Origin of the sequence: Sphingobacterium sp. UBA1897 (assembly GCF_002337775.1) — a bacterium.
Lineage (GTDB): Bacteria > Bacteroidota > Bacteroidia > Sphingobacteriales > Sphingobacteriaceae > Sphingobacterium > Sphingobacterium siyangense.
On the sequence record NZ_DDGR01000036.1, the window covers coordinates 1 to 24,996 of the forward strand.

A 24,996-nucleotide genomic window follows, 5' to 3' on the forward strand; every position below is an offset into this window, starting at 1 on the left:
GCTGGAAACAGTCAAGGGCTTTCTTTCGTTTAGGACTTGCTATATCCTCATTCCTTAAAGAAAGTCATATCTCTATGTCCTGTTCCTAGCGCCTTATCTGGATCCATCTCAGATGGTGAATGCTGATATTCTTAGTGAGTATGTGCTGCGTATGATCTTAAATTAAATAGTTTGTGTCAACGAGATGAAGTGATGTGGTAATTATTTATTATTTTTAAGGAAATTATTTTGTAACATTTAAACTTAGAAAATGGGATTAATGATATTATTTTGGGTTGGGGGATCTGCTTTAATTGGCTTAATTGGAAAGAATAGGAAAATAGGCTTTTGGCCAATTTTTGCAATTTCACTGGTAGTAAGCCCAGTTATAGGCTTTTTTGTAGCTCTTTTCTCGAAAAAGAAATATTCCATGCAACGTGTTATCGAATATCAAGAAGCACAATTTCGACAAAATTATATAAACCAATCCAACAACCGTACAAATCAAATTGATAAAAGTAATGCAGTATCAAATATTGCCGATGAATTGACCAAATTTAAACAGTTACTGGATAATGGAGCCATTACACAAGAAGAATTTGATTATTATAAATCAAAATTGCTTCGCAACTCCTAGATAATTGTCAATTGCCTGCTCTATACTTCTGTTAGATAAACTGTAGTAATGCTTTTAAATTAAATGGTTTAACCATAATCCCATCAAAACGATGTAGCTGCCCTTCCGGAGCTCGCATTGTCACTTGGGATTCGTCTGAGGTCAGTGCAATAACCTTGCTATTCCATCCCTGTAGGCTATTGTTGTCTTTGATTGTATTGAGGATATCCCAGCCTGTAGGGCCTTGCATCCTGAGATCGGTGATAATAATAGCCGTTCTATTTTCCTTTGGATAGGCTATTGCTGCAGATGAATCCTGATAGATTTTCACATCTTCGAAATGTTGCAATGCTTGTTTTACGAATAGATTATTGATTGGATTGTCATCAATAAAGACAAAGCGTAGCTCTTTTGAAAGCTTGTCCAAGCTCGTAATTTGTTTCTTATTTTTCTTTTCTTCGGTGAATGGAACGACTAATGTAAACGTTGATCCCTTGACTTGCTGACTGCTAACGCTTAAGGTTCCATTTAGTTGTTCAGCCATAAGCTTGGAGGTACCTTTTTTTACACGGAAGCCCTTGCTGGAAACAGTCAAGGGCTTCTTGCGTTTAAATACTTCCCCGGTTTACTGCATATCCTCCGCCTATTGGTTATCGCAGTACATGGCCGTCGGAGAGCCCCTTTTCCTAGTGGCGTAGATAGTCCTGACTAGTCCTATACGAAAAACTTACAGACCGATTCCCAAGAAATCTAATGCGAACTTGCGACCTAGATACTAATCATTCAAAGAATATGGATCATGCACTGCTATGACATGATGTGGATTCCGTCATTGATATCTCGCTAAGAAGATCATAAAACATCAGGAAATGTGATTACGGTCACTTTGGTTTTCAGATCTTGTCGTGAAAAAGGACTCCTTAACAGTGTATTTCTGCTAAGTCATTTACAACCAATGGTCGAAATTGCTAACTAAGCCTTGTAATCGGGTAATAAAAAAGTGACGTACATCACTTTTGTACGCATTGTCCATCATTAGATTGTCATAAATTGCTGCTTATTTTTGAATCAGAATCAACAATTTAAGTAATGCAGTTAGAGCAATTTAATTACGACAACAAGATTGTCAGGAATTTCGGAATCGCTACCATTATTTGGGGGATAGTTGGTATGACCATAGGATTGCTTGTGGCAACGCAGCTTGTTTGGCCCCAGATGAACTTTGGATTGCAATTTACAACATTTGGTCGTGTACGTCCTGTGCATACCAATGCGGTGATTTTTGCTTTCGTAGGTAATGGTATTTTTATGGGAGTTTATTACTCCTTACAGCGGGTGCTTAAAGCAAGAATGTTCAGTGATGCTTTGAGTAAGCTCCATTTTTGGGGTTGGCAATTAATTATTGTTGCCTCGGCTATTACACTCCCACTCGGTCTTACTTCAAGCCATGAGTATGCCGAAATGGAATGGCCTATTGATATCGCAATTACCCTCATTTGGGTCGTATTCGGAATCAATATGTTCGGTACTATTATCAAACGGCGCGAACGTCACATGTATGTCGCTGTTTGGTTCTATATTGCCACATTTGTTACAGTAGCCGTATTGCATATTGTTAACTCCATCCAATTACCTGTAGCGGGCTGGAAAAGCTATTATGTCTACAAAGGCGTACAGGATGCGCTGGTACAATGGTGGTATGGTCACAATGCTGTTGCTTTTTTCTTGACAACTCCTTATTTGGGAATGATGTATTATTTCCTTCCTAAGATGGCCAACCGTCCAGTTTACTCTTATAAGTTAAGTATTCTTCACTTTTGGTCTTTAATCTTTATTTATATCTGGGCAGGTCCTCACCATTTGCTCTATACGGCGCTACCTGGTTGGGTACAGTCTTTAGGGGTTGTATTCTCCATTATGTTGATTGCTCCGAGTTGGGGCGGTATGATCAATGGCTTGTTGACCTTGCGTGGTGCTTGGGATAAGGTACGGACAGAGCCTATGTTAAAATTCATGGTCGTGGCCCTTACTTGTTATGGTATGGCGACTTTCGAAGGCCCTATGCTATCTTTAAAGCAGGTGAATGCAATAGCTCACTTTACCGACTGGATCGTAGCACACGTACACGTAGGTGCATTGGGATGGAACGGCTTTATGACATTCGGTATTCTGTACTGGTTGATACCACGTATTTATAAAACGGAGTTATATTCTAAGAAGTTGGCATCAACCCACTTTTGGATAGGTACCTTGGGTATTTTGTTCTATGCGATCCCGATGTATTGGGCAGCTGTAGTACAAGGCTTGATGTGGAAGGAATTTACACCGGAAGGGGTCTTGAAATATCCAAACTTCCTTGCGACAACATTGGAAATTTTGCCAATGCACATGATGCGTGCACTAGGTGGTGCACTTTATCTATCGGGCGTGTTCCTAATGACGTTCAACTTGATCAAAACTATGCAAAAAGGGAAGCTTTTGGCCAATGAGCCTGCAGAAGCTCCTGCATTATTGCCGGTTCAAGTAAACGAACAGTCTCAACACCGTCGCCTTGAACGTAAGCCAATTTTATTTATGGTACTGGCTCTTATTGCGATCCTCATCGGGGGTATGGTGGAGATGGTGCCGACTTTTACAATTTCTAAAAACGTTCCAACGATTGCGAGTGTAAAACCTTATACAGCATTGGAACTGCAGGGAAGGGATCTCTACGTGAGAGAAGGTTGTGTAAACTGTCACACGCAAACTATTCGTCCATTTAGATCCGAAACTGCCCGTTACGGAGAGTATAGTAAGGCGGGAGAGTTTGTTTACGATACACCGTTTTTATGGGGTTCGAAGCGGACGGGACCAGATCTGCATCGAATCGGTGGAAAATATCCTAATAAATGGCACTTTGATCACCTGTTGGATCCGACGATTACCTCGCCAGGAAGTATCATGCCAACATATCCTTGGTTGATCGATCAGAAGCTGGATAATTCTATTCTGCAAGATAAAATGAAAGCATTACGGAAATTGGGAATCCCCTATACCGACGCGGAAATTGAACATGCTGAGCAGGATCTCACCAAACAGGCACAAAAAATTGCTGATGATCTAAAACAAAATCAAGTGAATGTGTTAGCTGACCGTGAGATTGTAGCTGTAATTGCATACTTACAGCGATTAGGAACAGATATAAAAGCAGCTCCAAAAGTAGCTGATAATGTTAACGCAAATCAATAAAGCTATGTTTAAGCAAATAACAAATCTAAACGGCAGTGAGCTTTATCTAATTGCATCACTTTGGATCTTCTTGGTGTTCTTCATTTCAGTAGCAATAATGTTGTTTCGAATGAAAAAAGACTATGTTACTTATATGAAGGAATTACCTTTGGAAGAAGATGAAACAGAAAAGGAACTGAATCATTCACCTGAAAGTCTATAATATATGAGTTTATTATTGGATACTGCACCAGCTACCGCAGAAGTTGTTCAATCTACGATAGGATTCGGTACAGATAATTTATACACAGATATCTTAATTGTTGTATTGATCGTTGTGATGCTGGCTCTTCTCGCTTCGGCATTGATGGTCAATCGTGCGATGAAATCCATCATTAAGATTACCATGCCTGAATTGGCCAAGGAGGAAAAACTCAAAAAGGCGGCGAATAGGGGCTGGATGAAAAGGTCCTGGAACAAGATCATGGGGATCAGACCGATTTCAGAAGAAAAGGATATTGTCATAGACCATGAGTATGATGGTATCCGCGAATTGGATAATCCGATTCCGATCTGGTTTAATTTCCTTTTTTATGGAACGATTTTTTTCGGCCTTGTTTACTTATTTGTTTATCAGGTGTCGGGCATCGGAATGAACCAGGACCAGGAGTATGAACATGAGATGGTCGTTGCCGAGAAAGAGCGTCAGGCTTATCTTACTGCTTCTGCGAGCAATGTAGACGAAAGTAGCGTGGAGTTTCAGCCGGAAATGGCAGCTGATGGAAAAGCAATCTTTACCGCAAACTGTGTCGCTTGTCACGGTGGTAGTGGCGAGGGAGGCATCGGACCTAACTTGACCGATAAGTTTTGGCTTCATGGTGGCGAGATTAAAGATATCTTCAAAACCATTAAGTATGGTGTTCCTGATAAAGGAATGGTGCCATGGGAACAAACTTTAAGTCCTGCACAAATCGCACAGGTTGCCAGTTATATTATCACCTTAAGGGATACACACCCTGCTAATCCAAAAGCTCCGCAAGGTGAAGAGGTAACCTATGGCGGTGGCCAGGCTGCAAGCGGAGAGAAGCCGGCGGATGAGAGCAAAGCAGATCAGGCTGAAACAGAAAAAAAAGCAGAGTAGTAAATTGAAATAGCAATGAGTACAGTAGTCGTGAATAATGCCAATAACGGTGGATCTAAGTCAAAAAAAAGACAATGGATTTATGCCAAAAAACCGCAGGGAGAGCTTTACAAAAAGAGACAGTGGGTTGGTTATTCACTACTGCTGTTCTTGTTTGTAGTTCCTTTTATCAAAATAAATGGTGAACCGTTTCTCATGTTCAACATTATTGAGCGAAAGTTTTCCATCTTAGGAAATCTGTTCTATCCACAGGATCTCTACATATTCGTATTCGGCATGTTAATCGTGATGGTATGTGTGGTTTTGTTTACTGTTGTCTTTGGACGGGTATGGTGCGGATGGACTTGCCCCCAGACTATTTTTTTGGAATTAATATTTAGACGAATTGAATATTGGATCGAAGGTGATTGGCAACAACAAAAGAAATTGGATGCTGGACCTAATACGGATCAAAAACAATTGAAAAAGTTTTTGAAACATGGTATATTCCTGATCATATCATTTTTCATTTCAAATATCTTTTTGTCTTATATCATCGGTGTTGATGCGCTGATGAAGATCATCACTGATCCATTGGACCAACATATCGGTGGATTGATATCAATAATCATATTTACATTGGTTTTCTATGGTGTGTTTGCGTACGTCAGGGAGATTGTATGTATTGCAATTTGCCCTTATGGCAGATTGCAGGGCGTACTCCTCGATGACCAAAGTATCACTGTTGCATATGATCATAGACGTGGAGAGCCAAGAGGAAAACAGCAAAAGGATGCAACGACGACACATGGAGATTGTGTAGACTGCAAACTCTGTGTACATGTATGCCCCACAGGAATTGATATTCGAAATGGTTTGCAATTAGAATGTGTAAGCTGTACGGCCTGTATTGATGCTTGTGATGCTGTCATGGACAAAATTGGAAAGCCTAAAAAGTTAATTGGCTTTTATCCAATGGGTGAGATTGAAGGAACACTGAAGAAAAAAAGCAATACGAGAGCAATAGCCTATTCTATCGTGTTGGTTGCATTAATGTCGGTCTTTTGTTTTCTGTTGTTCAATCGTTCTCAGGTGGATGGAAGATTGCTTCGGGCAAAGGGAAGCACCTACCAGCTTCGTGATGATAAGACAATAAGCAATCTGTATTCTTTGGAATTGATTAATAAGTCTGGTAAAGAAATGCCTTTTAAATTGGTCTGTGATGATCCGCGTTTAAAGATTCAACTGGTCAATCCTATTCAAAAATTGAGTAAAGATGGGCATGCGACACTGAGCTTTTTTCTAATTATCGCGAATAAGGATGTGGAGACCTATAAAAGTAATATAAAATTAGCTATCTATTCGGGAGATAAGAAAGTGGAAAGTTTAAAAACCACTTTTATTGCGCCTCCGGGCATGAATTAAAATGAAAAACAATGAATTGGGGTACAAAAATTTTTTTAACCTTGGCGGTATTTATGTTGTGCATCGTCGGAGCTGGAATATATATGGTGAGTCATGATTCGGATAGTCTGGAAGAAGATGACTACTATGAACAGGGGCTGAATTATGATCAGGCTTATGATAAGAAGCAAAATGTGCTGATGATGAATGAATCGCCAACCGTCGAAATCAGGAAGGATACCCTATATATTCATTTTGTGTCCAAAGAAAATAAAGGGAAATTACTATTCCGAAAACCTTCGGATAATCGGCTGGATAAAGAGCTACCGTTTCAGACAACCAGTAATTTATATACATTGCCCATTTCCACATTCGATAAGGGCATGTGGAATTTGTATATTGACTGGAAGAGTGTAGGTAAAGATTTCTTATTTGAAGAGCATATTTTATTTTAGTTTACGAAAATGAGCTATACCTATTTTGCATTTTTCATGGGATTGTTTGGAAGCATACATTGTGCGGTAATGTGTGGTCCATTAATTTTTGCCATTGAAGGAAGGCAGGGGTTTGGTTGGAACGTTTTCTTCAATAAAATACTGTATCAATCCGGCAGGGTACTGACTTATGGTTGTTTAGGACTTTTACTCGGTACGATCGGAACATTTGCGCAGATTCAAGGTTGGCAGCGAAGTTTGAGCTGGGCCACAGGTATTATTCTGATCGGAATTGCTTTATTCCAGCTTATTGGTAAGCATAATCGGAAAATCGCTAGCTGGCAGACGAAGGCTGTGCAGCCAATTGTACGCTTATTGTCGAAATGGCTCTATAAACCGGGGGGGAGTTTTATTGCTGGCGTACTGAATGGCTTATTGCCCTGTGGTATGGTCTACATGGCACTCATGTCGTCCATAAATGCAGACAGTCCACAGCAAAGTTTCTTTTTTATGTTGTGTTTTGGCTTAGGAACTATCCCGCTATTGTTTGCGTTTTCTTTTCTGGGAAATTTCTCCAGATCTTTCAAAATCGGATTTTCGAAATGGGTTCCCTTTCTCTATTTCTTATTGGGAATATGGTTTATACTCCGGGGTGCCAATTTAGACATTCCTTATTTAAGTCCATTCATTCATGTCGATGGTGCAATAAACTGCGCTTAACGACAAACAATATGTCGATGCTAAGTATTATATTTGGTAAAACCCTTAGCACACAATATGGAGGTACTTCATCATATTTTACAGATTGCATTAGAATATTATTGGATTCCCTTACTCATCCTTTATATTGGTGTAATCGGGACGATTTTGATCGAAAACCGTAATCCTTCCAAGACCATTGCCTGGATTATGGTCATTGTTTTCTTACCTGTCGTCGGTTTGCTCAGTTACTATTTCTTTGGTCAGAAGTTTAAGAAGGTCAAAAGGATGAAACGCGTGTATCGCGAGCAGTCCAAAAAGCTACTGGATGCCTGGCGTAAGGAATCCGAAATTATGGAGGAACATATTGATACGTTAAATGAGCGGATCGGTAGTTTGGCCATGGTATACCGCTACCTTAAAAATCAGAAGATCTCTACATTCTCCCTCAACAACGATGTAACCCTGTTTATCAATGGGGAAGAAAAGTTTCCGGTACTTATTGATCGTCTTAAAGCTGCGCAGCATTCCATTCACATGGAATATTATATTTGGGAAATGGATGAAATAGGGCAGGAGATCTTACATATTCTAGAAGAAAAAGCAAAAGCTGGGGTCACCGTACGTCTGATATTGGATAGTTTTGGTGCTCCAGATGTCATTAAATATTTACGGCGGCATAAACCCGATTTTGTGTTTCAAGCTTTTCTTCCAGTAACCTTTAGTTCCTTGGCGAATAGCAACTACCGAAATCACCGCAAGATAGCGGTGATCGATGGGAAAATAGGTTTTGTCGGCGGAATCAATATTTCAGATCGGTATATCAATAATGGAAAAAATGAGGTCTATTGGCGGGATACAGCTATGATGGTTGTTGGCGCGGCTGTAAATACGTTGCAAATCCAGTTTTGGAACAGCTGGAACCAGACAGAGGCTGAGTCTTTTGAATTGGGACATGGTTATTTAAACCGATTTCCCCTTACCGATGAAGATGCAAGTGGGGTGGGATTTACAGCCAGTGATCCCGGATCGCCAGCGCCTTTCAATATGGAAGCAATTATTGCCGGTATCAACGAAGCAAAAGAATATGTACAGTTGTGTACACCCTATTTTATTCCCAGCGATCAATTGACGACCGCTTTAATGCTCGCGGTATCTTCAGGAGTCCGTGTGGACTTGATGTTGCCGGCCCAGTCTGATTCGTTTTTTGTACAGCACGCCTCATTCTCGTTTATAAAACCACTGTTGGAAAGAGGAGTCAACGTATACCTTTATACAAAGGGATTTCTGCATGCCAAAACCATCTGTATTGATGGGAAGCTTGCCTATATCGGTACGACAAACTTAGATATCAGAAGTTTTTACATCAATTTTGAAATCTCGGGAATTGTCTCGGATAAAGCGCTTTGCGACCGTCTTAATGCGCAATTTTTGGCTGATATTGAGGTCTCAGATCTGATTACAATCCGAAAATGGATGCAACGAAGCCGCTGGAAAAGAGGAGTTGATTCCATCTGTAGGCTTTTGGCTCCATTGCTTTAAATTACCTTTAAAAGTCGGTAATGACCCTATGGATAGGTATAATAAATGTTAAAAATACCCCAATGAGGTTGGTCTTTGCTCAAAATTGAATATATTTAGCTATTCATTTTTTATTCTAAGACTTTCAATGAAGCACATAAAACTATTGATTTAATTAACGACATTTTAATATATTTGAGCCGCTTTTAATATGTTTTAAAGCGGTTTTTTATTTCCTTTCAATTTGATGACGTATGATTTTACAGCAATAAATAAATCTAAATCATTGTTCAATTTATATTACACCAATAGAATAAAGGAGCTGATCGATAATAATTTGACAGTGTTGGAAGTTGAAATTTATCTTACAAAAGAAGAGGTTGAAGAGTTGGATTTCACTAAGCCAATCTATGTGGAAAATGAAGATGGTAATACATACTTTTAAGCTACTAGAGGTGAACTATAGTAACAATACCTTACTATCAAAGTGCAAATTGCAGAAGATTATTATTTAATATATATTTACAGGATGAAAAAATCTTTATTATTACTGTTACTTATGTTAGGGCTGACGACAACCATACTAACAAGTTGTGAGGGGGATAAAGACCCTTACCAATATGAACATACTATTAAAAAAGGATATTCCAAGGAAGAACTTATTGCCAATCTAGAGGGAGCTTATAAGGAAATATATGGGAAAGATTTTTTGTACGAATTGGAAAAAATTCAGAACAACAAAAATGAAATATATAGAATTAGTGTAAAACCAGACGGTCTTATAGATTTTAATTTTGAAAATGGTAAATTAAATAATTATCTCTTGATTCGGAATGATAATAAACGTCTTGATTGGATGTTCAATATAATAAAAGGTGTTGAAGCTACAAAAGCTGAATATTAAAATACATAATACCGTACATATTACCTACCAGAGTATGTACAATGATGGCTATCCAATTGGGTAGCTTTTTTGTTCCCACCCTTTGCCACGGAGCCAATATTTATCTAAAAAATTATGGCTATTAAAGGCAATTCAAATAAAGAAGAAATAGTATTAGGCGTATCTGTCGATGTTGCGGAAGCGCAAAAAAGGGTGAAAGTTTTAGAAAAAAACTTGATGCTCTTCAAGGGGTCAAATTAAAAGTCAGTGGTGGTGCACTTGCACAGGTCAATATGTAAATTGGCCAAACGACCAAAGCAATAAAAGACCTAAATGAAACAATTATAAATCCATTATCTAATGTTGACGAAGTTAAAAATATTGGGAAAGTAGTTGACGATTTAAATGAGACAATCGAAGATGTAAATAAAAATAAGGTAAAGCCGAAATCTGATAATAAGGAAATTAAAACTACAATCCTTTCATTGGATGAAATGGATGACTTATTGAAAAAGCTTCGAGATGAGCAACGCACAACTAAAGACCCTTTACGTTTACAGCAACTAGCTAACGAAACTAAGAGCCTAACGTTACAAATACCTGCAATGGAGTATGGATATAAGGACGTTACCGCCACCATCGCTATGTTAGAGGATGAGTTGTATTCCCTATCAGTGAGTAACCAGCAAAATAGTGAAGAGTTCGCCACTAAAGAATTGTTTGATGAGTTGGTGCTTATCAACCGTCAAATAATGTTAAAAAATGAATTGTTGAATAATATAAAATGGAAATAATTATATTTGGAATATGACTGCAATTGAACATGAAACTCTGATTTTTGATAAACTCAAGAGTGTAGTGAACCAAAAGGAATTTATTGAAACACTAGAGAATCAACTCATCTTAATCAATAGTACTAAAGATGCTGTAACGCAAATTTCTAATCTAGGTAATGAAGTTATTAATGACTTGGAGAATAAACTAGAAAAAAAGACTAGTGCAAAAGAAATCGCTAAAGAGGTGTATAATGAATTATTTATCAATAATACGAAAGCGAGAGCTGAGAATTTAGGTCAAAGCGAAAAGGAAATCAAGTTTAATTTGAAACTTCAAAGACAATACGCTAAAAAAAGTGGGCTGAAATATTAAGGACACAATTTAGGATACATTGAATAATTAAATCACTAATAATTAGATGCTTAAGTTAAATACTATAAAACTATTGACTTTATCGATAGGACTGTTAGGAATGGGGACGACTTATGCCCAGACTACACCTACGTTGCCTATTAATACGATCGTAGAACGAGTTCAGAAATATTTTCAGGTCTACCCAGTTGAAAAGGTACATTTACATTTCGATAAACCATATTATGCGGTGGGGGATACCCTCTGGTTTTCGACCTATTTATCCCGCAATTTGGCCGAATATGAGCCGAGTAAAATAGCTTATGTGGAAGTACTGAACAGTCGTGATTCCCTGATTCAGACACTAAAAATTCCATTGGATAAAGGGGTAGGAAATGGGCAGATTGTACTTGATCCTCAATTTATGTCGCAGGACAATTATCGATTTAGAGGTTACACAAAATGGATGGCCAACTTTGATAATGCCTACTTCTTTAATAAAGTGGTGCCAATCGGTGATGTTATCAATAAGAAATTGATTACGAACATTGAATTTCAAAATAACATTGGTGGTAATAAAACCCAAGCTGTCATACAGTTCCGCGATCGTACGGGAAAACCGATGATCAATTCAAAAATCAATTGGGAGTTTGTCTCGGGATGGGAAACGTTCGACAAGGGTAAAGGTGAGACTGATGGTCTAGGGAAAGTAACGATAAATTTGTCTGCAAAGGAAAAAGCAAATTTGGAAAAAGGACAACTGAAGATTAGCATTCAGGAGAATAAAAATGAAAAACCTTTGTCTAGTTCTTTCTTGCTCAAAAATGCCTTGTGGGATGCAGACGTGCAATTCTTTCCTGAAGGGGGAGATATTATCGCCGGATTGGCAAAAAAAGTGGCATTTAAAGCCCTCGGATCCGATGGGAAGGGGCTAAAGGTAAAAGGAAGTATTTTAGATTCAAAGGGCAAGTCTGTAGCGGAGTTTGCGGACTTCGGAACTGGAATGGGCTATTTTTCTCTCCTGCCGCTCGCGGGAGAAAATTATCAAGCTGTTGTGAAGTTTGAGAATGGACAGGAACGCAAATACAAATTGCCGGCTGTTGTCAATGACAAGGCAAATGTTGTTTTTGTAAAACAGGATGCCACGAATGCTGAGTTTGCCGTGGTAACCAGTGAAGAGAATTTTTCAAAAAACCAGGGGCAATCCTATTATGTTTTGGTGCAGTCGAATGGTCATCTCTGTTTTGGCGCGCAGGTGAATTTAAAATCTTCATCAGCATTGGTCAATATTCCGAAAGAGCGTTTACCAAATGGTATTGTCCAGGTAACCTTATTGAGTCCGGACGGAAAGCCTATCAGTGAGCGCTTGGCATTTGTTCAAAGTGAAAAACTTTTAAATATTCAGGTTACCAGCGATAAGCAAAGTTATAAGGCTAAAGACTTGGTCAATCTTAAACTTGCTGTAGACAACAATGGGCAGAAGTTCCCGGGAAGCTATTCAGTAGCTGTAATAGACGAATCCAAAGTTCCTTATAATGATCAGGCAGATCTATCGATTGTGAGCAACTTTTTGTTGACTTCGGACCTCAAAGGAAATGTAGAGAACCCAAATTCATATTTTGATGAAAAAAATCCCAACCGGGATAAGGCTTTAGATGCTTTATTAATGACGCAGGGCTATCGTCGATTTGACTACCCGACGCTTATATCGGAGAAGTTGCCGCAGATCAGTTTTCTTCCTGAGCAAGGAATCGAATTGTCCGGTATACTCCGGATGAATACGGGACGTCCTTATCCAAATGGTGGGTTACTTTTATCGGTACCTTCCCGTAATATTAAGAAGGACGTTTATACGGATCAAAATGGACGATTCACATTTAAAGATCTTGTGTTCCCGGATTCGTCCAAAGTAACGGTTAATGCTCGGTCGAATGACAATTACCGAAGCTTGGTTATTAATATGGACCAGAGCTTTTACCCTGAGATCGATAAGAATAATGGCTATAAGAGTTATTTTGTACCTAATATAGACCAAGCTTTTGCTCCTTATTTGGCGAATAGCCGAAAAGAATATCGAAAATCGATTCTCTTGGATGAGGTCGAAGTGACGGCTGTAGTGAAGAAAGTAATCACCAATAAAGATTTTCCTTCTATTTCGGGGCTGTCCATGCCGGAACACCGTATTGAACCCGAACGTTTGACCGGTTGTAACGTGTTGACTATGTGTCTTCAAACGGTATTGACGGGCATTACCTATGATCCACAGACATTGAAATATTATGTTTCTCGTGATTATAATGCGGGTGGGCGTACACCTGTTCAATTCTTTCTGAACGGTATGGCTATTGATGAGCCAGGATTGAATAGCATCAATGTCGCGGATATCGAAGGTATCGAAATCTTCTTACGTGATGAATTGGGTACAGTCTCCAGAATGTATCAAAATAATGGTGTTGTGTCAATCTATACGAAGAAAGTGGAAGCGAAGAAACCACGGATGTCATTGAGTGAGATTGAAAGCTTATTGCCTAAATCAAATGTAATCGATATGTATCCATTGGGGTATATTAAAGAGCGGAAGTTCTATGTTCCGAAATATGATACGCCGGAAAGAAAGGCTGCAAACGATTTGAGAACGACCATTTACTGGAATCCGAAAGTCTCGATCACAGAGACTGGGGAGGCTGCCATTCAGTTTTATAATGCCGACGGAAATGGAAATTACAAGGTAATCGTCGAGGGAATGGATCAAACCGGGAATATTGGCCGTAAGGTAATAAACTACGGTGTTCAGCCTTAAACCTTGTATATAGGAGTTGATCAAAAAAAGAACGCTGTTCTCAGTCAAAGAGAGCAGCGTTCTTTTTTTTGTTAAAAAAAACACCTCCTTGATGGGCAAGGAGGTGCTAACTAACCAATTATAAACCTAAATTATGAAAAGTATTTTGTCGCTATTAATAGCGCTAATCTTCTTATTTATAAAGTATATTTCAAATCTTATGCCAAATAGTTTTTATAGCACTTTTGGCAGATTTTTAGTTGACTTTTTTGATCAGGCTACTTATTCAGGTGGAAATAACAGGGTCTACAACGTGGTTCATAAGCGTCTTTTTCACCTAAAAGTACGGTTTCCGTATCCTTGGTCAGGCGATAGGAATAATTCGCTGGCGCGCCACATTGCATGCAAACCGCATGTACTTTCGTAACGTGTTCGGCTACTGCCATTAGATTGGGAATTGGGCCAAATGGTTGCCCTTGAAAATCCATATCGAGCCCGGCAACAATTACCCGGATACCACTATTTGCCAATTTGACACACACCTCTGTCAAACCGTCATCAAAAAATTGTGCCTCATCGATTCCGACAACTTGGGTAGAGGAACTCAAAAGTAGGATCGCTGAAGAATGATCAACGGGTGTTGACGGGATGCTATTACTATCGTGAGAAACGACCAACTTTTCATCGTATCGTTTGTCAACAGATGGTTTAAAGATTTCGACATTCAAACGTGCATATTGCGCTCGTTTGAGCCTGCGAATCAATTCTTCTGTCTTGCCTGAGAACATCGAGCCACAGACAATTTCAATGCTACCATATTGAGCGGGGCGCAAAGCCAAATTATGTTCGGAAAAAAGCATTTGATTAATTTAATTTTGTCGGAAGGTCTGCAAATAAGGTGATTTTTGTAAAATGACCTCCCATTATATTCTGTTTTTGACACTGCTAATATCAGAATTAAATATTAAATTTGATAACAGTTTTTACCAACATGGGCCTATCGGCTTATGAACGTGAAACTTAAATTATTTGAACTTCTTGGCGCTTTTTGCTAGTGCATAATTACACGATTACTTGACAATTTGTGTTAAAAAAGATTTACAAATAATTTACAACGAGCATGGCAACTGTTAATGCAAAAATTGTCCCTCATCAGAAAAAGGATGACGGAACCTGGAATGTCAAGATCACTGTTAGTCACAAATCCCAGACGAAGTATATAGATACATCTTCATTTGTAGATAAGGCCTACCTGGATTCAAAAGGTAAGCTTAAGAAGGCATTTGTTGATAAACATTTTTCTACTAAACTAACGGAGTATCGCGATGCTCTTACAGCTTTGGGTAGCAAAGTGAAATTTATGACCTGTGAAGATGGTAAGAGTTTTCTTAAGAACTTAGACGCAAAGGATGATATTATAGATCTGTTCTCCAAGTTCGATGAAAGGATTGATGAATACCGAAGCAAAGGGAGGGATGGTCAGGCAAAAAATATATTGTCGGTGATAAACCATCTACGTGATTTTACAGGGGAACAGTCGTTTGATATCACTCATCTTACTACGGGATTTTTATATGAGTTCAAGCGTTACCTAGAATCGCCAAAGGTTATCGTCAGAAATAATAATAATGGAGGATATACCAAGCCGCAGGAACGCCGGGGAATAAATGCTAATACGAAAATCATATATTTCGGTATCATAAGCAATTTGGTAAAAATAGCTTCTATAGCTTCAGGAAAGCCCTTCAGTCCATCAATACAGGCTATCAGGATGTCCTCTACACCGCGTTGCTTTAGATCGGTGAGTACGGATAACCAGAATTTAGCTCCTTCGTTTTCCAAACTATAAAGCCCTATCAGGTCTTTGCGACCATCCATTCCTATGCCCAGGATATTATATATGGCCCGGGACTCAACCGTACCGTTCTGACGGACTTTATAATGCATGCAGTCTAGGAAAACAAAGGGATAGACGGCTTCTAGCGGACGACTTCGCCACTCGTTAATAGCAGGCATAACGCTTTCTGTAATACGGGATATTTCAGTTGCAGAAATCTCTATAGCATACATCTCACGGATAAAATCACTTATTGCACGCGTGCTCATACCTTTGGCATACATGCTCAGCACATGACCTTCCAACTGTTCTGTTATAGTAAGCTGACGTTTGGGAACTACCTTGGGCTCAAATGTACCAGATCTATCCCGTCTAGATTCAAGTTCAAATGTACCGGTATTAAGACCTCGAACAGTTTTTTTGGCCTTGCCATTCCGACGATTAGAGTTCCCGGAAGCTTTATCTTCCTGAAGGTGACTTTCTAGCTCGCTATCCATCATCGACTCCAGTAAGTGCTTCATTAAGGGCGCTAGAACGCCATCATTGGGAGATAAACTCTTTCCGTTATAAAGACCTTGCATAGCTTCCTCTTTGAAGCGTTCAAAACGGCGAAGCCCTCTTGAGTTCCTTTAAAAACAAAATCTAACGAAAAATCGAATGGGGTCTTTTCTTTCATGACCATGTCGTTTGAATAATTAAATATAAAAAAAACTTATTGAATTATTCCGTTGACACAGTTTACGTTATAGTCTCAAAAGAGGTAGCTCATGCTATCTCTTTTCATCTAATAGGGCCAATATCTTTTTCAAAGTAGATTCCATTGTAATCAATCTGTTTTCAACTTCTGCCAATCGGTAAGCGAAAGATTGACCTTCTCCGCTATTTTTGCTCAGGTATGTTATGTCATTTAATGACATGCCTGCTTTTGAAAGACCTTTTATAATATGGCCAGATAGACGACGTTTCCCATTCTCTATATTTGAAAGAGTGTTTACAGATGTGTCAAGCATCTTGGCAAATTCAACCGCGGTCTTTCCTAATTCCTCACGGAATGCGCGAACCAATTTACCTTCTTCCTCGAAACTACTTTTTTCCATCGTGTGTATGTTTATGTACTGTCATTTTAAAGTGTAATAAATAGCCGCTACTTGATCTGACAGTTGGTTGTTTTTAAAAATTGTCAGATTGCCTATTCGAATATAGTAATGTTTCTGCAAAATCTATAGATTCAACTTGTTGCTTATTTTCTTGCACGGGATAAGTAACAAGTTGATCTTCTTTTAGTGTCTCCAGCATCTTTTCTTTTGCCAAATTAATTGTATCATTGAAGGTCTGCATAGGTGTCTTTCCAAAGCAATACTTTCCAGTATGGGTACGATCCTGATTATAGTAATTCATCCAACGATCAAGGTCGTTTTGGAGTTCCTGAATGCTTCGGTATATTTTCTTTCTGAATGCAACGGCATAAAACTCATCCTGAATAGTACGATGGAAACGTCCGCAAATACCATTGGTTTGAGGGCTTTTTGCTTTTGTTTTCGTGTGATCTATATCTTCGATGGCTAAATAGAGCTGATATTCATGCAGGTCTCTTACCTCGCAGTATTCTGTTCCTCGATCGGTTAATATTCTTAACAATCTTAAGTCATGTTGTTCGAAAAATGGTACTACCTGATCATTGAGCATATCTGCGGCAACTAATGCATTCTTACGATCATACAGCTTTGTAAAAGCGACTTTAGAATATGTATCAATGAAAGTCTACTTATATATATATGCCCAACTCCCTTAATATTACCGACATAGTATGTATCCTGAGCACCTAGATATCCGGGATGATGAGTTTCTATCTCTCCATGTGCCTTTTTCTCAGCTTGTAGCTCTGGAAAGAGCTACAAGCTGAGCTTTCGTTAAAACAAATACCTTCCTGTGCAGACTTTGCCTCTAAGGCTTTTAATCTGAGCTTGAAGGTCTGCAGATCATGCCTCATCCGGTAACTGCCCTAAAGCGAGCTGGTCTATAGCTAGATCGACAACAGCTTTTTCAATATGCTCTTCTACTCGGTTCTTTAATATGGGCTTTCTTCTAGAAAGTTCTTGAAGTGCAAGCTCGCTTCCTTGATCATACAATTCTTTGAATCGATAAAAACTGTCTCTTGAATAGCCCATTACTTTACAGGCTCTTGATACATTCCCTAAGTGCCGGGCAAGCTCTAAAACACCCAGTTTGTTCTTGATGATTTTTCTTGTGTTGTCATAACTCTAATCTATTTTTCAGCTGTTAATTTATTGCAACTGTCAGATTAAGTCTTGACTACTTCAGATTAGTAGCTATATTAATTCTTATCTATCACTTTTTAACCTGGGGGAATTATCATTTCGCAGCAGATACGTTTTTAAGACGAGCGGGATATTATGGCGTAACAATATTCTACATATTGAGCGGACTCACGCTTCATTACGTATATATAAATAAGTTGTACTTTGACAAAAGTAATTTTAAATCATTTTTTGTCAAGCGGATTACGCGTATTCTTCCACTTTTAGGAGTTGTTTCGATTGCAGCAATCATACTTTCCAAGAAAGTCCCAGATATTCTCGATCTATTTCTCAATTTGACAGGACTATTTGGTTTCTTTAAGTGGGATACATATTTTGCTACAGGAGCGTGGTCAATAGGGAATGAATTGGTGTTTTACGCTTTCTTCCCATTTCTCCTAATTGCAGTAAGGATGAAAAACTTTTTTTTCTGGTTTATAGGCGTTTTAATTTTATCCGTAAGTATCTATTTTTCTTATATCGTTTTGCCAAATTCCGAAGTCAACGCAGAATTGTGATAGGGAAATTATTCTCCGAAACAAAGGCTTCTACTGTTTTGCTTGTACTTCTATTTTTAGCTTCTTTATTTCTATACTATCCAACCGAAAGCGATAATGATTTTAAGTTGATAATGGGTACTAATAGAATTGTATTTTCTTTAACTTGTTGGTGTATGGTGTTGTGCTTGTTTTTATTAAAGGTTGAACATAGCGGATTTTATCACAAACCATTATTATTTATGGGGGAAATAAGTTATGGATTATATCTTTTTCACCCTATTGTTTATTCGGTATGTAAATTCACAACCAAATTATTACATTTATCTTTATTATTATTACATTTATCTTTGCCAACTTTTTTTTATTACTTTCAGCAATATTATCCATTGTGTTGAGCTATTTTAGTTATGAATTTTTTGAAAAAACAATCGTTAAAGCAACTAACAATTTCCTTAATAAACGCTAGTATAATTTTGTTTTCATTCAATTCCTGCAAAAAGGATAAACAAGAAATACGAGATATCTTACGGCCCGTAAATCCAGAATATATAAAATTTAATGAAAAGAGTATATCGATTTTTAGATTGAATGAAAAAGAAAAATTAGAATATCCTATTTCATTCAATTTGGAAAAATATGAGCTGTTAGTAAGTTTTAAGCCAGTTCAGACATATGTTGAAGGATTCTTCGGCAAAGGCATGGGAGGTGTAAAATTTGAGGGTAAAAAATTGAGCTTCTACAACAACAAGGGTGACTTATTGTCAACTAAAGAGTGGAATGTTGAAGAAGGTGTTGAAATTAAAATTAAGAAAGATATAGAATCGATAAAATATTTTTTTGATGATATTCTTATGGAGTCTTTTGAAATAAAGGATCAAAGTACCGCTGTGTTATTGAGAGGTGCTCCGATTTTATATTTTGAAAAGGGTGCAGCAGAAATCATTTATTTTTCTATCAATTCTTACAAAAATCCATCTGTTTTTGTAATAGGTGATTCTATTGTTGAAGGTGGCGCATTTGTTTCATATAAAAGCGATATAACAAAAAAGTGGTCCAACTTAATAAATCCAAAATTTCCAATTGACAATATTGCTATTGATGGATATGGAGGTTCTAAGATGGATTTGGAAACTTCAAATAGAATTATAAAGGAGATTGATATTTTTAAACCAAAGCTGGTTTTTGTATGTTTTGGAACAAATAATACTTCCAATCCGGGAGAATATATTGATAATGCAAATAAAATATTAGAGTACTGTAAGGCTAAAGGTTTGAAAATAGTGCTTTCAACTTCTTTGCCTCGTCCAAATTATGCTTTTTCTAATTCTGGAGCTGCAATAAATGACTGGGTAAGAGGATCAAAAATTGATGTCTTAGACTATTACAACTACTTGTATGAAAATGGTTATATTATCTCAAATCGATTTTTCGGTGATTCATTTCATCCGAACGTTAACGGAAACAAAATAATTGCTGAACATGCTGTTGAAATAATTAATAAAAATATGCTATAATTGAGATCCTCTCAGACTCAAGGTTTTTTTATAAAGTAGGAATATCACCCGACTAGATCATCTCTATAATTATATCCGCTTCATCTTCGGTCAACCATGAATTGTTGTTGAAGTGTACTTTCCATCCCACAGTTGTGTAAGATATACTAGTGATAAAGAATTTGTTGATGTACATGTGAAAATAACCTCCAATCACTGGAGAAATCTCCACAACCATAGACACACCATCTACTTCAAATCCTTGGAATATCTTTGATAATATACTAACAATATTAGTATGTTATCAAGAGTGTAAATACGGTAAATGAAAAAAGCCTAGATTGTTAGTCTAGGCTTACCCGTGATCTATACAGACCATATTGCCTGTTTTTTCTTTTATTCCGAAGTTTTCTGATTGTAAACGTCACATATATGTTCGAAATTATCACGTATTTTCGGTAATGTTTTCACATCTACATTTGGCGGCCTTACTCTTTCCTGACTGTTCAATAACCTCAAAAAACAACCGAATATGTTTTAGCAAATAAATCTATTTGTGACAAGTTTTTGAACTGCTTACAGAACAGTCGCTCGTTATGATTCGCTAAGCATCCGGTAAGGAAATTCTGCATGCTGTATGTGAAATTAGGTATTTTTATTGCGTATCTTCCTACAAGAAATACAAGTCGGGTTGTTCCTTTGCGAAAGCGCCCCGAATACTTTAGTCGGAGCGCTTCTCTTTGTTGCTTAGTGAGGGTTATACTTCAGTGTAGGTAAAGATGATAGGTTTATCGCCCGGGTTTATCTCTTTTTTTATCCAAGTCACTAAATTTAAATGCTTCCTGTTTTCCTCATTCCAAATAACAGCATTCTCTACTTCAGAATAGCTCATCTTTTTTCCCTGATGTAATCGTCTTCATCGTCCAATGAATGTTCGGTTAAAACATGGGGAATTGCTGCCTTTAAATCCATTGCCAAAACTTGCATCGTGTTACTGTTTAAGTCTACTTCAAACAGTTCTCTGTTGTCTATTATTTTCATAAATTATTTATTTTAAGTCCCGTAATAACTGCTATCGCCAAATAAGGTATACCACCGTTGCTCATAATCTTTGTAATGAGTATTGATGCTTATTAAAAGACCTTCTGTTTTATATTTGGCAATATCCAATTCTTCTCCATAACACGGTGACCATCTATCGCCGCAACATGAACATGACGAACTTTGATGCTCAATCATTGTTTCAAGTAGTGCTATCGCATGATTTTTATCTACAGCTTCAATTACTACCCTATGGCAGACATTTTTGTCTACATCAAAACTACCGCCTGAGTTATTTTGAGTGAACTCGTATAATTTTGTTTCTATTTCTCTTTTCATGATTTATAATTCTTTAATTATCTTGGTTAACATTGCTCGGACTTCATATCGCTGCACCTTTCCTATGTGCGAATTGAATCCTCTGAAACACCTGTACACATCACCGAAATAGTCTGCATAGGCTACCATCTTACCATTCTTAACAGCATAAGTGTAAGGCTTCTTAGAGTAGACACTATCTTTCTTTTTAGATGCTAGGTCTACTAGATTGTTGTTTTCTTCGATTGTCATAGCCTACTTTACTTTACCTTAGTGATTGTTAACTTGCCGGTTCTCAATTTCTTTTTCAATTCTGCTTAAGTCCTTATAAAGGCTTTCGGTAACTATTTTAATGAGTATTTGATCTATTGAATCAGGGTATGAATCGAAATTTGATATACTACGAATTATATATCCCAAGTCTTTTTCCAAAGACCATTCGAACCCGAACCCCATGTATGATTTAGTTCTAATCGCAAAAACTCTTGACGATAGTTCAGGCAAATTTTTCCGAACTCGCTCACGCTACTTATCAAATTTTTTACGTGCTTCTCTTTCAAGTTGTATGTTGTCCATCTTCTTTTCTTTTAAAGGGTGCCGGTTAAAGCACCCATGGGTGATAATTAAGCTTCCACAAACTCACCATTAACCAACTTGTAATGTGTATCTTCTTTAGGAATTACACCATCAATAATTGCAGTTTTGACACCGATAATATCATAGTTATTATTGTATTCAACTAAGCAGATAGCACAGCCTTTTTTACCTCGTATTTTCGAGCTTTTACCAGCAATACCAAAAGAGTTTTTGCCGTCTAGGTTTATTTCAGAATCGAATCTACCAGCAGACACCGAAGAGATAAGGCCGCTGTTCACCGAAGAGTTACTGGTATTCTTCTCTATATACTTATCTGCTCGTCTACGTAAGAAGTTTACTTTTTTGTTAGTGTATTCGATGCCAATTTTTACGGAGTCAAATAGTTTTAACTTGGTTTTTACTTTGAGGTTAGATACTGCTACTTTTGAATTTTGAGAATCAAAGTCTATTTTACCAGAACCTTCAACCTCTGCAAAATCCTTGTCATTACCTCTGTAGAAATTAAATACATCGAATGGGTGTTCGCAGAAATGGAATCCACTTTGGCAGGTAGCAACATTGCCTTTATGAATAAATTCTTTGTTCTCATCGAACTGGAATCCACGGCAATTCATTCCTTTATCAAATCCTTTGAAACCTCTTACAAGTAAAAATTCCACTGGAAGTATAACATTGAACGGTGTTTCTTTTGACTTGAATAGTTCGGCTATTTCGCTTTCTTCAAATTCAGCAATTCCGCAACCTATTTTGGTTACAATAAATTCTAAGTCTGCATTATCATAAGCATATTTGTATAACTCATCTATATGTTTAGATATGGTGCTTAATGATAGTTTTTGCATTTTCTTACTCAAAGTAGGTAAGGCATAACTTTGACCTTGAAGTCCTGTTGCTTGGCCTTCAATTGCGCCAAACTTTTTAACTGCTGTTCTTGCGGCACCGCCTGCATGGTTGCCGTTCATGTTGCTTCCGAATACGAAGATTTGTCCTTCTTCTAATTTTGATGGTGTTGTTTTCATGTTGTGGTTATAATTTTGATTTTTTAATATTCTGTTGCTACTTCCTCACGAGTAGGGGCTATGTCGTATACTCCTGTTGCAACTTCCAAAGTGTCCACGTTTAATCCAGACAATACTCGGGAAATATCGAAGGACCTACCGAACAGCAACAAACCACAGGCAAGAGCCATAACGTTGGTTACACCTGGTAGCGGTTTGATTGAACCATCAACCTCAATAAATACTTCTTTGAATTCAACCACAGGCATGGACATGCCGTGTCCTAAATAGATAGACCATAATGGAAGACTTTTATCTCCCCATGTTCCGTTGGGATCGAATCCCAATGATGATAGATTACTCTCTGTGAAATTTGGTTTCATTTTCGTTAAGCTTTAGCACCTTTGATTGCTCGCGATAGTAATCACGAGCAAAATATGGCAAGTCCAAGCGCTTAACCTCTTTATAGTCATTGGAAAATTCATGTTCACTCCATCCGCAGCTGATCAATCTTTTAATAACCTTGATAAATCCCTTAGGATCTCTCTTGGCTACCTCCGACACAACCAGCTTTCCTCCAATTTCCAACTTCTTCAGTTTGGTAAGCACTAACAATTCTAAATCAGTGTCAAGTAATCCAGAATTAGTAACATAACGTGGTATAACTAAAATGATAATAATGTGAATGTAAAAAAAACATATTACAACATAACAATAGTGTTATTAAAAAAAGTTTATTTTATTTAGGATATTTGAGAGTAGGGCAGGGCACTTCTGTCAAGTTTTGTAGAAAGGTTTACAAATAATTTACAACGAAGTGTATTCAATCTTGTTATAATGTTTGTGTACAGTTACTTAACGGCATTATATCAGAATTAAATATTAAATTTGGGTAGCAAAAAAGTGAACGTAAATCCAAATATTTCTAAATCAAAGGATTGAGTTTTTCACTTTTCGGTCGGTTGAAGGTATAAGTATTATAAATGATTAATTGGTGATTTCAAATAGAACTATGGGTACTAAAGAGGAAATTTTTAATAAGATAGGCGATTTATTACAGGATTTAAATGGACAGTATTTAAGCTTGTCAGAGCAGGGGAGTTTGTCCGAAATTAACGAATTAGTAACACTGGAAGCGAAAGCACAGGCTGTAGCGGCTTACATAACTTTACTCAAGACCAAGGCTGTTCTTCAGGAAGGTCAATCGCAGCATGCTTTAAGTAATGCAGCCTTGGACAGTAAGAAGATTTCTTTCAACGATTATTTTACCCCACCTTCTACCATTAGAACATCAGCGCAGCAAGTTGTTGCTGAACAGTCCCAAAAAGAGGTTCAAGAAGCTCAACCAGTTGAAGATTTCAGCCGTGAAAATGAAGAAGCGATCGTGGAGGAAAAAGAGACCCCATTTGTCTTTGAAAGTGAACCTGTAAAATCGAAAGAGCCAGAAACTCCATTTGTTTCTGAAAGTGAACCTTTACAATCGGAGGAGCCTAGTCCTGCAATTGCTGAACCTGTCGGTCCGCCAGTTGTTGCAACTCCGCCGGTTTTTGAAGCTGCTCCAGTGGAGGAATTAGCTTATCAGGCAGAAAAGGAAGTTAAAGCGCAAGTTGAAGAATCGACTGTCTTCGTTACAGAAGTAATCGAAGAACCAAAAGAGGTCGTTATTGAACAGCCGCAAGAAGTTCTTATTCAGGAGGAAATCAATACGGTCATTGAGGAAGCTCCAGCGAGACCATTGACCTTAAATGAAATTATCTCTCAACAGAAACAAGCTGGCGTACAGAATCGTGTTTATCAGGTGAATCAATCTGGACAGAGCGATAAACTCACGGATATTAAAGCAGGGATAAGCTTAAATGATAAGCTCTTATTTATTAAGGATTTGTTTAATGGGTATAGTTTAGCATATAGTGAGGCTGTTGAGTTATTGAATAGGTTTACAAGCTACGCGGAAGCCGATGCATTTTTGCAGACAAATTATGCTATTAAAAATAAATGGGCAGATAAGCCGCATACCGTTGAAAAATTATACGATGTCCTGCGCAGAAGATATAACTAGAATTATAAAACATAAAAAACAGCTCTCGTTCTACCGGAGCTGTTTTTTTATGCCTATATTTTGGT

Annotated in this window: 25 protein-coding genes and 3 pseudogenes; 18 read left to right on the forward strand and 10 right to left on the reverse strand. The window is 37.7% G+C overall.

Annotated features, from left to right (window positions below):
* Positions 1–259: 259 nt before the first annotated feature.
* Positions 260–616 carry an SHOCT domain-containing protein gene (locus B4N43_RS23270; protein WP_286736537.1) on the forward strand — a complete coding sequence of 119 codons (357 nt, stop codon included), beginning with the start codon at positions 260–262 and terminating at the stop codon, positions 614–616.
* 31 nt (positions 617–647) lie between these two features.
* On the opposite strand, the gene B4N43_RS23275 is transcribed toward B4N43_RS23270, so the two are convergent.
* Positions 648–1,139 carry a response regulator gene (locus B4N43_RS23275; protein WP_286736539.1) on the reverse strand — a complete coding sequence of 164 codons (492 nt, stop codon included), beginning with the start codon at positions 1,137–1,139 and terminating at the stop codon, positions 648–650.
* A 545-nt stretch (positions 1,140–1,684) separates the two neighbouring features.
* Here B4N43_RS23275 and ccoN point away from each other — a divergent pair.
* The 12 genes from ccoN to B4N43_RS23335 all read left to right on the forward strand — a co-directional run bounded on the left by ccoN (position 1,685) and on the right by B4N43_RS23335 (position 13,791).
* Positions 1,685–3,823, forward strand: a complete 2,139-nt coding sequence (gene ccoN / locus B4N43_RS23280) for a cytochrome-c oxidase, cbb3-type subunit I (protein ID WP_088160744.1) — start codon at positions 1,685–1,687, stop codon at positions 3,821–3,823.
* Positions 3,824–4,028: 205 nt separating this feature from the next.
* Positions 4,029–4,943, forward strand: coding sequence for a cbb3-type cytochrome c oxidase N-terminal domain-containing protein (locus B4N43_RS23285; protein ID WP_286736540.1), 915 nt, complete (start codon positions 4,029–4,031; stop codon positions 4,941–4,943).
* A 15-nt stretch (positions 4,944–4,958) separates the two neighbouring features.
* A complete protein-coding gene (gene ccoG / locus B4N43_RS23290) occupies positions 4,959–6,347 on the forward strand; it encodes a cytochrome c oxidase accessory protein CcoG (protein ID WP_145331341.1) in 1,389 nt (462 codons plus the stop codon).
* An 11-nt stretch (positions 6,348–6,358) separates the two neighbouring features.
* Positions 6,359–6,781, forward strand: coding sequence for a FixH family protein (locus B4N43_RS23295; RefSeq protein WP_088160746.1), 423 nt, complete (start codon positions 6,359–6,361; stop codon positions 6,779–6,781).
* Between the two features lie 9 nt (positions 6,782–6,790).
* Positions 6,791–7,480 (forward strand): sulfite exporter TauE/SafE family protein, encoded by a 690-nt coding sequence (locus tag B4N43_RS23300; protein WP_145331343.1) that lies wholly within the window; start codon positions 6,791–6,793, stop codon positions 7,478–7,480.
* A gap of 57 nt (positions 7,481–7,537) precedes the next feature.
* The gene (cls, locus tag B4N43_RS23305; RefSeq protein ID WP_286736542.1) at positions 7,538–9,001 is read left to right on the forward strand and encodes a cardiolipin synthase; all 1,464 of its coding nucleotides are present in this window, start codon (positions 7,538–7,540) and stop codon (positions 8,999–9,001) included.
* 265 nt (positions 9,002–9,266) lie between these two features.
* Entirely contained in the window at positions 9,267–9,425 is a 159-nt protein-coding gene (locus B4N43_RS23310; RefSeq protein ID WP_286736544.1) for a hypothetical protein, read from the forward strand.
* Between the two features lie 84 nt (positions 9,426–9,509).
* Complete coding sequence (locus B4N43_RS23315; RefSeq protein ID WP_286736546.1) at positions 9,510–9,884, forward strand: hypothetical protein; 375 nt, start codon at positions 9,510–9,512, stop codon at positions 9,882–9,884.
* Between the two features lie 114 nt (positions 9,885–9,998).
* Entirely contained in the window at positions 9,999–10,124 is a 126-nt protein-coding gene (locus tag B4N43_RS23320) for a hypothetical protein (RefSeq protein WP_286736548.1), read from the forward strand.
* Between the two features lie 233 nt (positions 10,125–10,357).
* Entirely contained in the window at positions 10,358–10,657 is a 300-nt protein-coding gene (locus B4N43_RS23325; protein ID WP_286736551.1) for a hypothetical protein, read from the forward strand.
* A 13-nt stretch (positions 10,658–10,670) separates the two neighbouring features.
* Positions 10,671–11,012: a hypothetical protein gene (locus B4N43_RS23330; RefSeq protein ID WP_286736553.1), complete on the forward strand. Its 342-nt coding sequence runs from the start codon at positions 10,671–10,673 to the stop codon at positions 11,010–11,012.
* Positions 11,013–11,058: 46 nt separating this feature from the next.
* Positions 11,059–13,791 (forward strand): carboxypeptidase regulatory-like domain-containing protein, encoded by a 2,733-nt coding sequence (locus tag B4N43_RS23335; protein ID WP_286736555.1) that lies wholly within the window; start codon positions 11,059–11,061, stop codon positions 13,789–13,791.
* Positions 13,792–14,048: 257 nt separating this feature from the next.
* Here the strand turns inward: B4N43_RS23335 and B4N43_RS23340 are convergent, their stop codons facing one another.
* A complete protein-coding gene (locus B4N43_RS23340) occupies positions 14,049–14,630 on the reverse strand; it encodes a thymidine kinase (protein WP_075991734.1) in 582 nt (193 codons plus the stop codon).
* Between the two features lie 500 nt (positions 14,631–15,130).
* Here B4N43_RS23340 and B4N43_RS25600 point away from each other — a divergent pair.
* Positions 15,131–15,433 (forward strand): annotated as a pseudogene (locus B4N43_RS25600) (phage integrase SAM-like domain-containing protein); the annotation flags it as partial.
* 44 nt (positions 15,434–15,477) lie between these two features.
* Here B4N43_RS25600 and B4N43_RS23345 read toward each other — a convergent pair.
* From B4N43_RS23345 to B4N43_RS23355, 3 genes and pseudogenes are all read right to left on the reverse strand, one after another.
* Positions 15,478–16,188: pseudogene (locus B4N43_RS23345) on the reverse strand (IS256 family transposase); the annotation flags it as partial.
* 189 nt (positions 16,189–16,377) lie between these two features.
* Entirely contained in the window at positions 16,378–16,704 is a 327-nt protein-coding gene (locus B4N43_RS23350; protein WP_286736558.1) for a helix-turn-helix domain-containing protein, read from the reverse strand.
* Positions 16,705–16,777: 73 nt separating this feature from the next.
* Positions 16,778–17,847 (reverse strand): annotated as a pseudogene (locus tag B4N43_RS23355) (IS481 family transposase).
* Positions 17,848–17,894: 47 nt separating this feature from the next.
* Here B4N43_RS23355 and B4N43_RS25605 point away from each other — a divergent pair.
* From B4N43_RS25605 to B4N43_RS23360, 3 genes are read left to right on the forward strand one after another with little or no spacing between them, the layout of a single operon-like run.
* Positions 17,895–18,443, forward strand: coding sequence for an acyltransferase family protein (locus tag B4N43_RS25605; RefSeq protein ID WP_376749053.1), 549 nt, complete (start codon positions 17,895–17,897; stop codon positions 18,441–18,443).
* Positions 18,440–18,820 carry an acyltransferase family protein gene (locus B4N43_RS25610; protein ID WP_376749050.1) on the forward strand — a complete coding sequence of 127 codons (381 nt, stop codon included), beginning with the start codon at positions 18,440–18,442 and terminating at the stop codon, positions 18,818–18,820. The genes B4N43_RS25605 and B4N43_RS25610 overlap by 4 nt, the downstream gene beginning before the upstream one ends.
* Positions 18,821–18,832: 12 nt before the next feature.
* A complete protein-coding gene (locus B4N43_RS23360) occupies positions 18,833–19,939 on the forward strand; it encodes an SGNH/GDSL hydrolase family protein (protein ID WP_286736560.1) in 1,107 nt (368 codons plus the stop codon).
* Positions 19,940–20,675: 736 nt separating this feature from the next.
* On the opposite strand, the gene B4N43_RS23365 is transcribed toward B4N43_RS23360, so the two are convergent.
* From B4N43_RS23365 to B4N43_RS23385, 5 genes are all read right to left on the reverse strand, one after another.
* Positions 20,676–20,810: a hypothetical protein gene (locus B4N43_RS23365; protein WP_286736561.1), complete on the reverse strand. Its 135-nt coding sequence runs from the start codon at positions 20,808–20,810 to the stop codon at positions 20,676–20,678.
* Positions 20,807–20,959 (reverse strand): hypothetical protein, encoded by a 153-nt coding sequence (locus B4N43_RS23370; RefSeq protein WP_286736562.1) that lies wholly within the window; start codon positions 20,957–20,959, stop codon positions 20,807–20,809. The genes B4N43_RS23365 and B4N43_RS23370 overlap by 4 nt, the downstream gene beginning before the upstream one ends.
* 12 nt (positions 20,960–20,971) lie before the next feature.
* The gene (locus B4N43_RS23375; protein WP_286736563.1) at positions 20,972–21,298 is read right to left on the reverse strand and encodes a DUF7296 family protein; all 327 of its coding nucleotides are present in this window, start codon (positions 21,296–21,298) and stop codon (positions 20,972–20,974) included.
* A 602-nt stretch (positions 21,299–21,900) separates the two neighbouring features.
* Complete coding sequence (locus tag B4N43_RS23380; protein WP_286736564.1) at positions 21,901–22,893, reverse strand: A1S_2505 family phage non-structural protein; 993 nt, start codon at positions 22,891–22,893, stop codon at positions 21,901–21,903.
* A gap of 23 nt (positions 22,894–22,916) precedes the next feature.
* The gene (locus tag B4N43_RS23385) at positions 22,917–23,255 is read right to left on the reverse strand and encodes a hypothetical protein (RefSeq protein ID WP_286736565.1); all 339 of its coding nucleotides are present in this window, start codon (positions 23,253–23,255) and stop codon (positions 22,917–22,919) included.
* A gap of 629 nt (positions 23,256–23,884) precedes the next feature.
* Here B4N43_RS23385 and B4N43_RS23390 point away from each other — a divergent pair.
* Positions 23,885–24,931, forward strand: a complete 1,047-nt coding sequence (locus tag B4N43_RS23390) for a hypothetical protein (protein WP_286736566.1) — start codon at positions 23,885–23,887, stop codon at positions 24,929–24,931.
* The last annotated feature ends 65 nt before the right edge of the window (positions 24,932–24,996 follow it).